This window comes from Mammaliicoccus fleurettii, from assembly GCF_002018435.1.
Classification (GTDB): domain Bacteria; phylum Bacillota; class Bacilli; order Staphylococcales; family Staphylococcaceae; genus Mammaliicoccus; species Mammaliicoccus fleurettii.
This window is the reverse complement of the sequence record NZ_MWJM01000002.1, coordinates 46,437-61,077: the sequence shown is the minus strand read 5'-3', so window position 1 is coordinate 61,077 and position 14,641 is coordinate 46,437. Positions and strand designations below refer to the sequence as shown.

Sequence of the window (14,641 nt, the reverse complement as noted above, 5' to 3'; positions counted from 1 at the left end):
ACGATTTTGTTCGTGCATGCTTCCCTACTTTTTTTATACAATCTCACGATTTTTTTCGTGCATGTTTGCCTGCCTTTTTATACAATCTTACGATTTTGTACGTGCATGCTTGTCTACTTTTTTATACAATCTTACGATTTTGTTCGTACATGCTTGCCTACTGTTTTATACAATCTTACGATTTTGATTGTGCATGCTTGCCTACCTTTTTATACAAACTCACGATTTTGTTTGTGCATGTTTACCTACCTTTTATACAATCTTACGATTTTGTTCTTGCATGCTTGCCTAGGGGTATGGTTCGAGCCTGTAGTCTCTCACGCATACTATTCCCTCAGGCGTCAGCACTTACAAAATCATCGTAATAACTAACCATATTTATATAGAAAAATGATTGCTCTAAGTGCTACTACGGATAGTGGCCAAATTGAACTTGAATTTATAAGTTCAGTTTGTTTTTTTGTTTTAATAAGTAGATTTGTTGAACATAGAATCTACTCTAGGATAAATTCCACCTATACTATAAATATTTAATTAATATTTGGTATTTTTTAGAGTTGACTCCTGTGGGGGAAGCACGAGCAAAAAAATGCCAACAAGTCTAAGAGTAACCGAAATGATTTTTACAAAAAATAAGAGCAGAAATTCAATGAAGAATTTCTGCTCTTATATAGAATATATTATTTAGCTAATGCGTCTTTAGCTTTAGTAGCTAATTCAGCAAATGCTTTTTCATCTGAAACAGCGATTTCAGAAAGCATTTTACGGTTGATGTCAATACCAGCTAATTTAAGACCATTCATTAAACGGCTATAGCTGATGTCGTTTTGACGAGATGCTGCATTAATACGTGCAATCCATAATTTACGGAATTCACGTTTTTTCTGACGACGGTCACGGTAAGCATAGTTACCTGATTTCATTACTTGTTGTTTAGCAACTTTATATAATGTATGTTTTGATCCAAAGTAACCTTTAGATAATTTTAAAACTTTTTTACGACGAGCTCTCGTCACTGTTCCACCTTTAACACGTGGCATTATAATTCCTCCTTAAAATGGACCATTAGTCCTCTATGTTTATTATTTTACGTACGTTAACATTTGTTTAACTCGTTTAGTATCTGATTTAGAAACTAATGAAGCTTTACGTAATTTACGTTTCGCTTTAGTAGATTTGTTTGCAAATAAGTGTGAAGTAAATGATCTAGAACGTTTTAATTGACCTGAACCAGTTCTTTTAACACGTTTAGCTGCTCCACGATGAGTTTTCATTTTAGGCATTGAGATTTCCTCCTATTATTTCGGTTTATTTGTCGTTTGAAATTGGCGCTAACATTAAGAACATTGAACGCCCTTCCATTTTAGGTCTTTGTTCAACTGTTGCTATATCCTTACAAGATTCTGCAAAGCGTTCTAACACGCGTTGACCAATTTCTTTATGCGTAATCGCACGTCCTCTAAATCTAATAGATACTTTAACTTTATCTTCTTTAGATAAGAATTTTTGTGCATGTTTCAATTTAGTTTCAAAGTCATGTTCTTCGATAGTTGGACTTAATCGAATTTCTTTTACACTAACAATTTTTTGTTTCTTACGCATTTCTTTTTCTTTTTTCTGTTGTTCGAATTTATATTTACCGTAATCCATAATTCTTGCAACAGGTGGTTTAGCATTTGGCGCTACTACTACTACATCTAAATCTACTCTTTCAGCCATTTCAATGGCTTCAAATTTTGATTTAACACCAATTTGTTCCCCATCTTGGCCAATAAGGCGAAGTTCTTTCGCACGAATTTTGTCGTTTATTTGAGTCTGATCTTTAGCTATGGTTGACACCTCCTAGAATTTTACGAAGTCGTCCAAGAAAAAAAGAACGAATGCACAATGCACCCGCTCTCCTCCATAAACATTAAAGGTTTATTGTACCTGCTAACTGCTTTACGCGTCACTACAGGTGAGAAGCGGGTATGCCTCTACTTGGTCCGTTTCGTATTCAACAAAACTAATCTTACCAATTATAAACCTTTATGTCAATCTTTATTTAATATTATTTTCAAATTCTTTCATATCGATATCTTGACTTAAATCAACTTGTTTAAGTGGTATCATTTTTGTTTTATATTTCACTTTATGGAAAATAAAGAATGCTAAAAATACTGGAATACCCATATATGTGATGAAGAATCTTCTTGGTTCAAACTCACCAGTTTGTATGAAGTCAACATCTTGACCGACAATTACAATTGCACAAAGTGCAAACGCAAATAACGGACCAAATGGGAATAGCTTTGCAGTATATTTCAATTTTGATTTATCATAATTTTGTAGATCAAATGCTCTTCTAAATCTAAAGTGACTGATTGCTATACCTAGCCAAGCAATAAATCCTGTCATACCTGATGCTGCGATAATATACTCATACGCCCCACCACTTAAATGCTCTATAGCAAATATTAGAACGACAACTACTGCAGTAGCCATAAGTGCTGTATAAGGCACCCCAAACTTATTTGTTTTAGAAAATACTGGCGAAGCAAGTTTATCTTTACTCATAGAGAATAACATTCTCACAGATGCATACATACCAGAATTACCTGCTGATAATACTGAAGTTAATATTACTGCATTCATAAATGAAGCAGCAAATGCTAAACCAGCATTTTCAAATACCAATGTGAATGGTGATTTTGCTATTTCATCGCCACCCATTAAGTTTGGATTAGTATAAGGAATAATCATACCAATTACAAATATTGCTAAAACATAGAATAATATTATTCTCCAAAATACTTGTTTAATTGCTTTAGGTACTGCACGTTCTGGATTTTCAGACTCACCTGCAGTAATACCTATTAACTCTGTACCTTGGAAAGAGAATCCTGCTACTAAGAACACACCTAGAACTAGCAAGAATGTATTAACATTGGAATCTCCGAGGAACGGTGCATCTCCAGCTACAAAGTTTTCGAATCCTAAATACTCTCCACCTAGTAATCCGAATATCGTTAATAACCCAATCCCGATAAAGATTATAACTGTAGCTACTTTAATGAAAGCAAACCAATATTCACTTTCTCCATATACACGTACAGATAATGAATTCAGACCAAATATAATGGCCATAAATATGACACTCCATAACCATGATGGAATAATTTCTAACGGTTCCCAATAGCTGACAACTTGTGAAGCAATTGTAATGTCAGCAGCAACAGTAATAACCCAGTTGAACCAATAATTCCATCCTAATGCAAATCCTAATGAAGGATCTACAAATCGTGTTGCATACGTACTAAAAGATCCTGAAACTGGCAAATATGTTGCCATTTCTCCTAAAGAAGTCATAAGGAAGAACACCATTAATCCTACGACAGCATATGCTAATAATGCTCCACCTGGTCCAGCATCTCTAATCGCACCACCAGAAGTCATAAATAAACCAGTACCTATACAACCTCCAATGGCAATCATAGAAATATGTCTATCTTTAAGCTTTCTTTGAACATTGTTCGTTGATTTTTCTTGAGCCATTGTTTTTTCCCTTTCTTTATTCCACAATCGAGCCACTAAAAAAAATCGCATATCATTAAGATATGCGACCTATATATGATCATTCCATACAAATTGGTAGCACATCACTTAGTGTGACAGTCCAGTATTTATTCAACACTGGCCCAATAAATAGTATTATGGATACTATTTATTTCGGCAACGTCCCCTTTCATCATTTCAACATACGCGCCATTACGCTTCTGAATAATTACTTTTGAACATCGCAACCTCTAACTCATTACTGAGGAATATTTAATTAAATTTCACTATTAAAACTATACCCGATGAAACGAGTAATTTCAATAGATTATTACTTTTTCAATCTAATTTCATCAACTAAGCTCCAAATAAATTCATCTTTTTCAACTGTATTAGAATCTTTAGAACCGTACTGGCGAACATTCACTTCTTGATTTTCCATTTCTTTGTCACCAACAACGAGCTGATAAGGTATTTTTTTCATTTGAGCTTCACGAATTTTATATCCCATTTTCTCATTTCGATCGTCAATATGAACACGTACACCTTGAGATTTCAAATCTTCTTGAATTGTTCTAGCGTAATCATAATGTAAATCAATATTTACAGGAATGATTTCCACTTGTTTCGGTGCTAACCAAATTGGGAATACACCTTTTGTTTCTTCTATTAAGAATGCAGTAAATCTTTCCATAGTAGAAATAACGCCTCTGTGAATTACGACTGGTCGATGTTCTTCACCATCATTACCGATATAAGTTAAATCAAATTTTTGAGGTAATAAGAAATCAAGTTGAGCTGTTGATAAAGTTTCTTCTTTACCCATTGCTGTTTTTACTTGTACGTCTAATTTCGGACCATAAAAGGCCGCTTCCCCTATAGCTTCTTCATAAGGTAATTCCATTTCATCAATTACTTCTTTAAGAACAGTTTGTGCTCTATTCCACATTTCATCATCGTCAAAATACTTTTCTTTATCTTCTGGGTCACGATAACTTAATCTAAATGTATAATCTTCGAATCCAAAGTCATCGTATACATCAAGAATCATATTTACAACACGTTTAAATTCTTCTTTAATTTGATCAGGTCTTACAAAGATATGTGCATCATTTAAAGTCATACCTCTAACACGTTGTAAACCAGATACTGCACCACTCGCTTCATATCTATGCATCATTCCTAATTCTGCAATACGTATTGGTAATTCTCTGTATGAATGACGGCTATTTTTATAAATCATCATATGATGTGGACAGTTCATAGGTCTAAGAACTAATTCTTCATTTCCTAGATCCATTGTAGGGAACATGTCTTCGTGATAATGATCCCAGTGACCAGATTTTTTATAGAAATCAACGTTTGCCATAATTGGAGTATAAACATGGTCATAGCCCATTGCTACTTCTTTATCTACAATATAACGTTCTAATTCACGTCTAATAACTGCACCATTAGGCAACCATAATGGTAGTCCTGCTCCAACATCTTGGTTAGTAGTAAATAATTCTAACTCTTTACCAATTTTTCTATGGTCACGTTCTTTTCTTTCTTCTAAAACTTTCAAATACGCTTTCAATTCTTTCTTATCGAAAAATGCAGTGCCATAAATACGTTGAAGCATCTTATTATTTGAATCGCCTCTCCAATAAGCACCAGCTGTTGATAATAGTTTGAACTCTTTAATTTTTGAAGTTGATGGTACGTGAACGCCACGGCATAAATCAGTGAATTCACCTTGAGTGTATAAAGTTACATTTTCATCTTCAGGTATAGCATCTATTAATTCCAATTTATATTCATCATTTTTAAAGAAATCTTTTGCTTCGTCGCGTGTTACAACTTTACGTTCAATCTTAAAGTTTTCATTTACGATTTGCTTCATTTCTTTTTCTATAGTTTCGAAGTCGTCACTAGAAATTTTGTGTTCAGTATCTACATCATAATAGAAACCACCTTCAATAACAGGACCAACACCAAACTTTACATCACCGTATAATCTTTGTAATGCTTGAGCCATTAAATGTGCTGTAGAATGTCTTAATACTTCTAAAGCATCATCACTACCTGGTGTAACGATTTCTAGCTCCCCATCATTTTCCAAAGGTCTTGTTAAATCTACTAGTTGATTATTAAATTTACCGGCAACTGCTTTTTTTCTTAATCCTGGACTAATAGATTGAGCAATTTCTTCAGTTGTAGTGCCTTGTTCAAACCCTTTCACATTACCATCTGGAAATTTAATGTTTATTTCACTCATAACGACTTCCTCCTCATTTTTTCTATTAAAGAACATAAAAAAGAGACCTCATCCAAAGGGACGAAATCTCTCGCGGTACCACCCTCATTAACGCACTCAAAAACTGAGCACGATAACTCTACATAAGATAACGGTCTTGAGCCGTATGTGGATTAACACATCATGTATGAGGGAGTAACAATTTATATTGCATTATCTCAATTCCAGCGATATGAGACTCTCTGTAAATGCTTTATAGACGTCATGTCCTCTAAATTTTTATATTCATTTAAGATAATTCAATTATACAACTCTATTTTAAAATATCAAGTTAAATTTAAGCTCTATAATTTTTACCTTCTAGCTCGTAATCTTCAGTTATTGTTTTGATTCTTTCCATAATACGACTCGCTTTTGTAATTTCTGCACCTTGTCTCGTCTTACTTAAATGAAACTCTAATTCATCAAAGTTAAAATTAGAACTAAAAAATGTCGGCAATTTGTGAACCATTCTATAATGTAACAATGGTCCTAATATTTCATCTCTTACCCATGGTGTTAATTCTTCCGCACCAATATCATCCAACATCAATACTTTTGCTTCACGAGCTGATTCAAATCTATCACTAAAGGAACCATCATTAAATCCATTTTTCAACACTCTAATAAATTCTGGTAAATAAATTATTGTAGATGGCTGTTTTTTTAATTTAAGTTGGTTAGATATCGCACCTAGAATATATGATTTACCTGTACCAAAAGGACCATGAATATAAAGACCTTTTGTATCTTCTCCAGCAACAATTTTATTGCATATTTCCATGGCTTTTTTAATAATAGTCATCCTCGACTCATTATCAACATATATATCTTTAATTGTTGCCTTTAAAGTTTCTTCTGGCATTTGGAATGACGTGACAAGATTTGATTCAAATTTACGTTCATCATATTCAATTTTATTTGGACAAGGTAAATACCTTGTTTTTATGTGATCATTTTCAATATATAATTCTGGTACATGCCCTTTTACGAAATTTATACATTTACTATAACTCGCACATTTTTCACAGCATTTAGATTGGTCTTTATAAGCTTGTAACTGGTCTAAATCAGTCTCAATTATTTCATTTGTTAACTCTGACTGGTGTTCATCTAAAAATGCTTTAACTTCTTTATGATTGAGTGTATCTTTTTTTATCTTTTCCAATCTCTTTTGAAAATCTTTATTTTGTTTTAAATGTTGACCTAATGGTTCCATTAATGATCACCTTCTTTCCAAAAAGCTTCCATTTCTTTTTGAAGCTCTTGTTTTCTTTTTTCAAATGCAGCGTTCGATTCGTTATTTTTCTGTTGTTCATCTTTTGGTTTTTCAGATGACTTTTGTTTCAACAACCATTCAGGTGTTTTTTCAATTGATTTTAACTTAAATGAGTTATTCGATGTATTAATACGCTCTTTTTTCTTTTCTTCAGTTTGTTTATCAAGTTTTTTAATATGATGATACGCCTCTTCAGCAGAAGTTAATTTTAGTTTTTTCCAATTTGAAGCAATTTCTTCAATATATGCTTTCGGTAGCTGCATGTTTTTTGTAAACATTACATATTGTAACAATATATTCAATACGCCAAACGGTAATTTCTCTCTTGTTATAATATCTTCAACAACCCTTTTTTGGGCAGTCGTAGGTTCTGATTTTGTAAATGATGACAACATCTCAATCGGACTAGTTGTATCAAGTAATTCAAACCATGACAACAGAGAATCTACTTCCTGCTGTGAATCATTTAGTTCAGATTTGGGTTTTTCTCGTTTTAGTTCTAACGCAGGAAGTTCACCTTCGTGCTCAATTTGATATATGGAACGTGCATGTTTTCTTAAATCTTGTAGAGAAATCGTTTGATTTTCTGTTATTGATTTTAAAATAATTGATTTCATTTCAACTGGCGTAATGCCATATAAAGTTGCTATTTGAATAATGACTTCTTTAGTTTGTTTGTTCAATATTTCTTTAGAAATCAAATGATTATTCAATAATAACTCCAACATTTCAAAATCAAATTGCACATCCGATAAATCAAGCCCTTTACTTTTAGTGTCTAATTTAATTTGAATATCATCTTGATGTTCTAATTCTGATAACTTAGGAATTTTAAACACATCAGTGAAACTTTTCGTCACTTCATTATATTCTGTTGTTGATATACTTTTATCTTTGTATCTATTTTTTAATGAAATATATCTCGCTTTACCGATTTGTTGGTATAAAAATACCGATAACAATGGGTCATTGAAAAACTGTTCTGTTGTTGCTGGTTGTTCTAGCATATATACAAATGTTTGTTCTTGTTGATTAGTCTTAAAGAAAGTTTTTAATAAACCAATACCTTCTAACAAATCGAGTGAATCTCTAAAACTAGATAAATTAATTTTCAAATCATTCATTATCGTGTAATGGTTATATGCTTCTATTTCATTATGATAGTTAAATTGTGATAAATATAAATAAACACCAATTGCATCTGTTCCAATTAATGGCGTGTATAAGCTGATTAATATATCTTGATGAACATGTGTATAATTATAATTTGATTTAACATAAAAACCATCACTTGGTTTTACGCCATTAAAATATTCCGCCATTAATACTCACCTTACTTTCGGTCTTTCAATATACCTTGCATTGATTTTAATAATTGATCGACATCTTTAAATTCTCTATATACTGAAGCGAATCTTACATATGAAACTTGATCCACGTCCATTAAATGTTCCATAACTTTTTCCCCAATATCATTGGAAGATACTTCTGTAATACCTTCAGATCTTAATTCTTTTTCTACTTGATTCGTAATATCTTCCAACTTTTGATAAGCAACCGGTCTTTTCTCACATGATCGAACCAATCCATTTAATATTTTATCTCTATTGAAAGTTTGTCTAGCTCCATCTTTTTTAACGACTATTAGTGGCGTAAGTTCTACCCTCTCGAAAGTTGTGAAACGAAAGCCACATGATTCACATTCTCTTCTTCGTCTAATTGCAACTAAATCATCAGCATGTCTAGAGTCTACTACTTTAGAATTTTCGTATTTACAGTTTGGACATCTCATTCGTTTCACCTCTTATATACATTTAATTTCATACATAAATTATACAGTAGTTTCGTATATTTTTAAACGCTCACTATTTTACATAGGGTATACAATAATACATTTATCACTTAAAAGAAATTATTTTAATAAAAAGAACGTAATGTGGAATTAGTTTTACCACATTACGTTCTTCTCGTAAATTATATTAATTATGAAATTTTTTGTTCTCTAACTTCTGATAAAATATTTGCAACTTGTTCAGCTAATTCTACAACTCTCATTGAATAGCCCCACTCATTGTCGTACCAAGCTAATACTTTAACTTTATTTGAATCGATTACCATTGTAGATTGCTCGTCAACAATTGCCGAATGAGGATCTGTATTAAAGTCTATAGATACAAGCGGTTCATCATTTACATCCATAATACCTTTCAATGGACCATTACTTGCTTGACGTAATGCATCGTTAACCTGTTCAACTGTCACATCTGTCTTTAAATCTACTACTAAATCAACAAGAGATACATTGGAAGTTGGAACTCTCAAAGCCATACCGTGCATCTTACCTTCAAGTTCAGGAAGTACGAGTGCTAAAGCTTTAGCAGCGCCTGTTGAAGTTGGGATAATACTATCAGTACAAGAACGAGCTCTTCTTAAATCTTTATGCGGATTATCTAGATTTTTTTGATCATTAGTAAAAGCATGAACAGTTGTCATTAATCCATTTTCAATGCCAAAAGTATCATTAAGTACTTTAGCAACAGGACTTAAACAATTTGTTGTACAAGATGCGTTAGATAATATGTCATACTTATTCAAATCAATCGCATTATCATTCACACCTCTTACGATAGTTTGAACTTGACCACCTTTAGAAGGTCCAGTTAATATAACTTTTTTAGCACCAGCATCAATATGAGAAATTGCTTTATCTCCATGATTGAATTTACCAGTTGCTTCGATAACGATATCGATATCTAAAGTTCCCCATGGCAATAATTTAGGATCTCTTTCAGAAACTAGTAGTATTTTATGACCATCTATAACAATACCATCTTCAACCGCTTCAATTTCTCCATCTAATTTACCGTGCGTTGAATCATATTTAATTAAATGTGCAATTGTTTCTGGTGGATAAGAAGCATTGATAGCTACAATGTTTAAAAAATCAGATTTAAGTGAACCTCTCAATACCATTCTTCCAATTCTTCCTAAACCATTAATTGCAATATTTTTCGTCATAGTCGAGAACCCCTTTTAATGTGATATACTATTTATTGCAATTAGTATATCACATTAAAAGTTTATTGAAAACGTTTTCTAATATGTTTTTTAAAAATTTATCATTAGTTTAATGTAAATAAAAATAAGCAATAAAAATGCTAATGTATCAAAAAAACACTCTCAGTCCATTAATTCCAAACAGGCTGAGAGTGTTATATATATTTTATAAGAATTATTACTTTAACGACCTATATATTAAAGTTGTTTGTGAGTAATGTTTCTATATTTTGAGTTAAATCTACTAATGATCCATTATTGTCTATAATAACATCTGCCATTTCTTTTTTTTCTTCAATAGGCATTTGTGATTTGATTCTTGATAATGCTTCTTCATCAGTTAATTGATTACGCTGTTTCAAACGAACTATTTGTGTTTCCTTTGTAGTATAAACCAACCATGTTTCATCTACTGTATCTTGAAGATTGTTCTCAAATAATAATGGTATATCCATAATGACATTTTTATCTTTTTTTAACCCTAACTGTTTTTCTTCTTCCATAATTTCTCTAACAATAGGGTGAACAATGTTATTAAGTTTTTTCCTCATGTCTTCGTCTTTAAAAACGATTGATCCTACATACTGTCTATTCATTTCACCATTTAATATTGCTTTTTTACCAAATACTTCTTCTACTTGTCGAAGCCCTTTACTACCTGTTTCAACAGCTTTTCGACTTGCAACATCAGCATCAACAATATAAAATCCACGTTCTTTTAACATCTTTGAAACGGTTGATTTACCCGTTGCAATGCCTCCTGTTAAGCCTATGACTTTCGGCATTTTTTCACCTACTTTTGACAATTTGGACAATAATGTGTATTTCTTGTCGCTATAACTTTCTGGAGTACTGGTCCACCACATTGACCACATACTTTTTTACCATATATTAAATGTTTCTCTTGCATCGTTCCTTTTTCACCGTCTGCATTATAATAGTCTGATATACTCGATCCACCATTATCTATTCCTTCTTGCAGGACGTTAACCACTTCTTTAAACACTTTCTCTCTCTCATTTACTGTTAAATCTTTTATAATTCTCGTAGGTAAAACACCTGCTCTTAATAAAGCTTCACAAGCGTATATATTCCCACAACCTGATATAACAGTATGATCCAATATAGCAACTTTTATTGGTTTATTAATAAATTTCTTTGACATAATTTTTTCCAGATAATGTTCATAAGCTTCTTTTACAAATGGTTCAGGTGCTATTTTCAGTACAGAAGGATACTCATTCAACTCATCTAACGCTCTCAATTCACCAAATCTACGAATGTCTGTATAAATAAGTTTCAATCCATTATCTAATGCAAAAATTACATGCCAATGCTTTCTATGATTTTCTATTTCTATATTAGATAGCTCAGGAACAGTAAAAAATGCGCCAGTCATTCCAAAATGACACATAATGATTTTACTTTCTGATTCTTTTTCAATTTCCATAAAAATATATTTACTTCTTCTATATACATTTATGATTTTAAATTGTTCTGTTCGTTCCTTAAACAATTCTAAAGTTGTTCCTTTTATAATTGTTTCTTTCCCAACTTCTTTTCCAATTTTCACTTTATCTGAAAAAGTTACATTTTGAATAGTTGCACCTAGTATTCTAGGTGTAATCACTCTTTTAACACTTTCAACTTCTGGTAATTCCGGCATATTCAATCTTCTTTCTATTACTTATTTTGCATCGTACCATGTTTCTCCATAACTTGATTCTACACTTAATGGCACTGATAATTCGAGTGCATTATCCATGATATCTTCAACGAATGGTTTAAATGTTTCTAATTCGTCTTTCGGAACTTCAAAAATCAATTCATCGTGTACTTGTAATAACAATTTAGCTTTAAATTCTTTTTCTTTCATTTTATTAGAAAATTGAACCATTGCTAATTTTATAATGTCAGCTGCGCTACCTTGAATTGGTGTGTTCATTGCAGTTCTTTCTGCAAAACTTCTTAAATTAAAGTTTCTATTCGTAATATCAGGTGTGTATCTACGTCTATGAAGCAATGTTTCCACGTAACCTTTTTGCTTAGCATCTTGAACGATAGTATCCATATATTCTTTTACTTTAGGGAAACTATCTAAATAATCATCTATGAATTTTTTAGCAGCTTTTCTTGTTATACCTAAACTTTGGCTAAGTCCATAATCACTTATACCATATACAATTCCAAAGTTTACTGCTTTTGCTTGTCTTCTCATATTTGAGGTTACTTCCTCTTTTTCTACGTTAAACACTCTCATCGCAGTAGTTGTATGGATATCTTCATTAGCAGTAAAAGCTTCTTTCATATGTTCGTCACCTGTTATATCAGCCAACACTCGCAACTCGATTTGTGAATAGTCAGCAGCAAAAATAACGTGATTTTCTTTACTTGGACGAAATGCTTTTCTGATTTTTCTACCTTCTTCTAACCGTATCGGTATATTTTGTAAGTTAGGTTCTATTGAGCTTAATCTACCAGTTTGAGCCAAGGTTTGATTAAATCTAGTATGAATCTTACCTTCTGAAGTTATCATTTTTTGTAAGCCTTCAATGTAAGTCGATTGTAATTTAGCAAGTTGTCTATAAACTAAAATATCTTCAATAATTGGATGTTCATTTCTCAATTGTTCTAATACATCAACTGCTGTAGAATAGCCTGTTTTTGTTTTTTTAATAATAGGTAATTTTAAATCTTCAAATAAAACTACACCTAGCTGTTTAGGTGAATTTATATTAAATTCACTTCCAGCATGATTGTGAATCTGTTCAATCAATTTATCGATACGAACTTTTAAATCTTCTTGCATTTCAACTAATGTATCTTTATCTACAGTTATACCGATATATTCCATTTCAGCTAATACTCTTGCTAATGGTAACTCTAAATCATCATGTAGACTAAGTTGCGCTCTTTCTTTCATTAGCTCGACCATTTTTTCTTTTGTCTCAAATATTGCAGTTACTTTTTTAGCAATACATTCAAAAAGTACTTCACGTTCAGGAACATGTAGCTTTTTACCTTTACCATATATACTTTCATCATTTGGTACATAATAAATGCCAAACTCAGAAACAACTGAGTACACATCATCGATTGTTCTAGATGGATCCAATATATAACTAGCGAGCATTGTATCAAATTGAATATTTTCAACTTTAATACCTAATCTTTCACATAAAATAATTGTCTTTTTAGAATCATATGCTGAGAATTTCACATTCCCATTTTCTAACCAAGCGTGTAAGTCTTTATTTTGTTCGAGTTCTTCAAGTGAAATGACATACGTTTTATCATTGGCATGAATTGCAAATCCAAGAATATCAGCCTTTAAATAATTGTTTTCGTTTGTTTCAAAATGTATAGCTGCTTCTTTAATATTTGCAAAATCAAAATCTTTTAAATGATCTTGATATTCTATGATGCGATCGTCTGATGCTTCAGTACTCGCATCCATTTGATCAAGTAACTGTTTGAATTCTAAAGTTTTGAATAATTTAATTTTTTCCTCATCACCATTATCCGTTAACTTCAAATCATCTATCGTTACTTCAATTGGACTATCTCTATTGATTGTGGCAAGTTCTTTACTAAGCTTTGCATTATCTTCATTATCTATAAGTTTTTCTTTCATTTTAGATTGTTTTAATTCATCTATATTATTATAAACGCCATCAACAGTATCATATTGTTTCAACAATTTAATCGCAGTTTTCTCGCCAATTCCCGGTACACCAGGAATGTTATCAGACTTATCACCCATAAGTCCTTTCATTTCTATAATCTGCTTTGGTTCTAGTCCATCATATTTTTCTGAAATAAATTCAGGAGTATAATGATCAATATCAGTTACACCTTTTTTTGTATAATAAATCGTTACGTTTTCACTAGCTAATTGTGTTAAGTCACGATCACCCGTAATAATGATTGTCTTTAAATTTTTTTCATCAGCTTGTTTTGATAGTGTACCGATAATGTCATCTGCTTCATAATTTTCTAATTCATAATGTTTAATATGATAGCTTTCTACTAACTGGCGTATATATTGTAATTGGCTTCTTAGTTCATCTGGCGTCTTCTCTCGTCCACCCTTGTATTCACTGTACATTTTATTTCTAAACGTAGTCTTCCCTGCATCAAATGCAACCATAAAGTGTGTAGGTTCTTCTTCTTTTATAATTTTATCTAAAATCATTGTAAAACCATATATTGCATTAGTATAAACACCAGCTTTATTAGTTAATAAAGGCAATGCAAAAAACGCTCTAAATGATAAACTATTACCATCAATCAGTACCAATTTTTCCAATGTAGGATACCTCCATTATTATATTGATTTTATTTTATCATACCTCACACTATAATCAGATTGTTTCGCATAAAATAAAAAAAAGCGAAATACATATGTATTTCGCTCAATCATCAAAATGAAGGGGTCTATATTTATTCTATCTATCAATAATTAATTCAGCATGAATAAATTGTAAAGATTC

12 protein-coding genes, 1 riboswitch and 1 other annotated feature are annotated in these 14,641 nt (G+C 31.7%); all 12 genes read right to left on the bottom strand.

Translation table 11 applies throughout. The annotated features are described in order from the left end of the window. Positions 1 to 680: 680 nt before the first annotated feature. The 12 genes from rplT to polA all read right to left on the bottom strand — a co-directional run bounded on the left by rplT (position 681) and on the right by polA (position 14,457). Entirely contained in the window at positions 681 to 1,040 is a 360-nt protein-coding gene (rplT, locus tag B2G86_RS01775; RefSeq protein WP_016910906.1) for a 50S ribosomal protein L20, read from the bottom strand. 42 nt (positions 1,041 to 1,082) lie between these two features. Then, positions 1,083 to 1,283, bottom strand: coding sequence for a 50S ribosomal protein L35 (rpmI, locus tag B2G86_RS01770; RefSeq protein WP_078356428.1), 201 nt, complete (start codon positions 1,281 to 1,283; stop codon positions 1,083 to 1,085). Between the two features lie 25 nt (positions 1,284 to 1,308). Further along, the gene (gene infC, locus B2G86_RS01765; protein WP_078356427.1) at positions 1,309 to 1,839 is read right to left on the bottom strand and encodes a translation initiation factor IF-3; all 531 of its coding nucleotides are present in this window, start codon (positions 1,837 to 1,839) and stop codon (positions 1,309 to 1,311) included. A 23-nt stretch (positions 1,840 to 1,862) separates the two neighbouring features. Next, positions 1,863 to 1,988, bottom strand: a sequence feature (ribosomal protein L20 leader region). Positions 1,989 to 2,040: 52 nt separating this feature from the next. Beyond that, the gene (locus tag B2G86_RS01760; RefSeq protein WP_078356426.1) at positions 2,041 to 3,534 is read right to left on the bottom strand and encodes an amino acid permease; all 1,494 of its coding nucleotides are present in this window, start codon (positions 3,532 to 3,534) and stop codon (positions 2,041 to 2,043) included. Between the two features lie 89 nt (positions 3,535 to 3,623). After that, a riboswitch (Lysine riboswitch) is annotated at positions 3,624 to 3,796 on the bottom strand. A 69-nt stretch (positions 3,797 to 3,865) separates the two neighbouring features. Beyond that, entirely contained in the window at positions 3,866 to 5,794 is a 1,929-nt protein-coding gene (gene thrS, locus B2G86_RS01755) for a threonine--tRNA ligase (protein ID WP_078356425.1), read from the bottom strand. Between the two features lie 316 nt (positions 5,795 to 6,110). Then, entirely contained in the window at positions 6,111 to 7,031 is a 921-nt protein-coding gene (gene dnaI / locus B2G86_RS01750) for a primosomal protein DnaI (protein ID WP_078356424.1), read from the bottom strand. After that, on the bottom strand, positions 7,031 to 8,413 hold the full coding sequence (locus B2G86_RS01745; protein WP_078356423.1) for a replication initiation and membrane attachment family protein: 1,383 nt from the start codon (positions 8,411 to 8,413) through the stop codon (positions 7,031 to 7,033). The genes dnaI and B2G86_RS01745 overlap by 1 nt, the downstream gene beginning before the upstream one ends. Positions 8,414 to 8,424: 11 nt before the next feature. Then, a complete protein-coding gene (gene nrdR, locus B2G86_RS01740; RefSeq protein WP_078356422.1) occupies positions 8,425 to 8,883 on the bottom strand; it encodes a transcriptional regulator NrdR in 459 nt (152 codons plus the stop codon). Between the two features lie 191 nt (positions 8,884 to 9,074). Further along, positions 9,075 to 10,109 carry a glyceraldehyde-3-phosphate dehydrogenase gene (locus B2G86_RS01735; protein ID WP_078356421.1) on the bottom strand — a complete coding sequence of 345 codons (1,035 nt, stop codon included), beginning with the start codon at positions 10,107 to 10,109 and terminating at the stop codon, positions 9,075 to 9,077. 230 nt (positions 10,110 to 10,339) lie between these two features. Further along, positions 10,340 to 10,933 carry a dephospho-CoA kinase gene (gene coaE, locus B2G86_RS01730; protein WP_078356420.1) on the bottom strand — a complete coding sequence of 198 codons (594 nt, stop codon included), beginning with the start codon at positions 10,931 to 10,933 and terminating at the stop codon, positions 10,340 to 10,342. 8 nt (positions 10,934 to 10,941) lie between these two features. After that, positions 10,942 to 11,814 (bottom strand): DNA-formamidopyrimidine glycosylase, encoded by an 873-nt coding sequence (gene mutM / locus B2G86_RS01725; RefSeq protein WP_078356419.1) that lies wholly within the window; start codon positions 11,812 to 11,814, stop codon positions 10,942 to 10,944. A 21-nt stretch (positions 11,815 to 11,835) separates the two neighbouring features. Then, positions 11,836 to 14,457 (bottom strand): DNA polymerase I, encoded by a 2,622-nt coding sequence (gene polA / locus B2G86_RS01720; RefSeq protein ID WP_078356418.1) that lies wholly within the window; start codon positions 14,455 to 14,457, stop codon positions 11,836 to 11,838. Between the last annotated feature and the right edge of the window lie 184 nt (positions 14,458 to 14,641).

Coding starts and splice junctions, on each gene's coding strand:
- coaE (WP_078356420.1), bottom strand. CDS start 10,933: ATGCCGAAAGTCATAGGCTTAACAGGAGGCATTGCAACGGGTAAATCA.
- B2G86_RS01760 (WP_078356426.1), bottom strand. CDS start 3,534: ATGGCTCAAGAAAAATCAACGAACAATGTTCAAAGAAAGCTTAAAGAT.
- rpmI (WP_078356428.1), bottom strand. CDS start 1,283: ATGCCTAAAATGAAAACTCATCGTGGAGCAGCTAAACGTGTTAAAAGA.
- rplT (WP_016910906.1), bottom strand. CDS start 1,040: ATGCCACGTGTTAAAGGTGGAACAGTGACGAGAGCTCGTCGTAAAAAA.
- mutM (WP_078356419.1), bottom strand. CDS start 11,814: ATGCCGGAATTACCAGAAGTTGAAAGTGTTAAAAGAGTGATTACACCT.
- B2G86_RS01745 (WP_078356423.1), bottom strand. CDS start 8,413: ATGGCGGAATATTTTAATGGCGTAAAACCAAGTGATGGTTTTTATGTT.
- nrdR (WP_078356422.1), bottom strand. CDS start 8,883: ATGAGATGTCCAAACTGTAAATACGAAAATTCTAAAGTAGTAGACTCT.
- thrS (WP_078356425.1), bottom strand. CDS start 5,794: ATGAGTGAAATAAACATTAAATTTCCAGATGGTAATGTGAAAGGGTTT.
- B2G86_RS01735 (WP_078356421.1), bottom strand. CDS start 10,109: ATGACGAAAAATATTGCAATTAATGGTTTAGGAAGAATTGGAAGAATG.
- dnaI (WP_078356424.1), bottom strand. CDS start 7,031: ATGGAACCATTAGGTCAACATTTAAAACAAAATAAAGATTTTCAAAAG.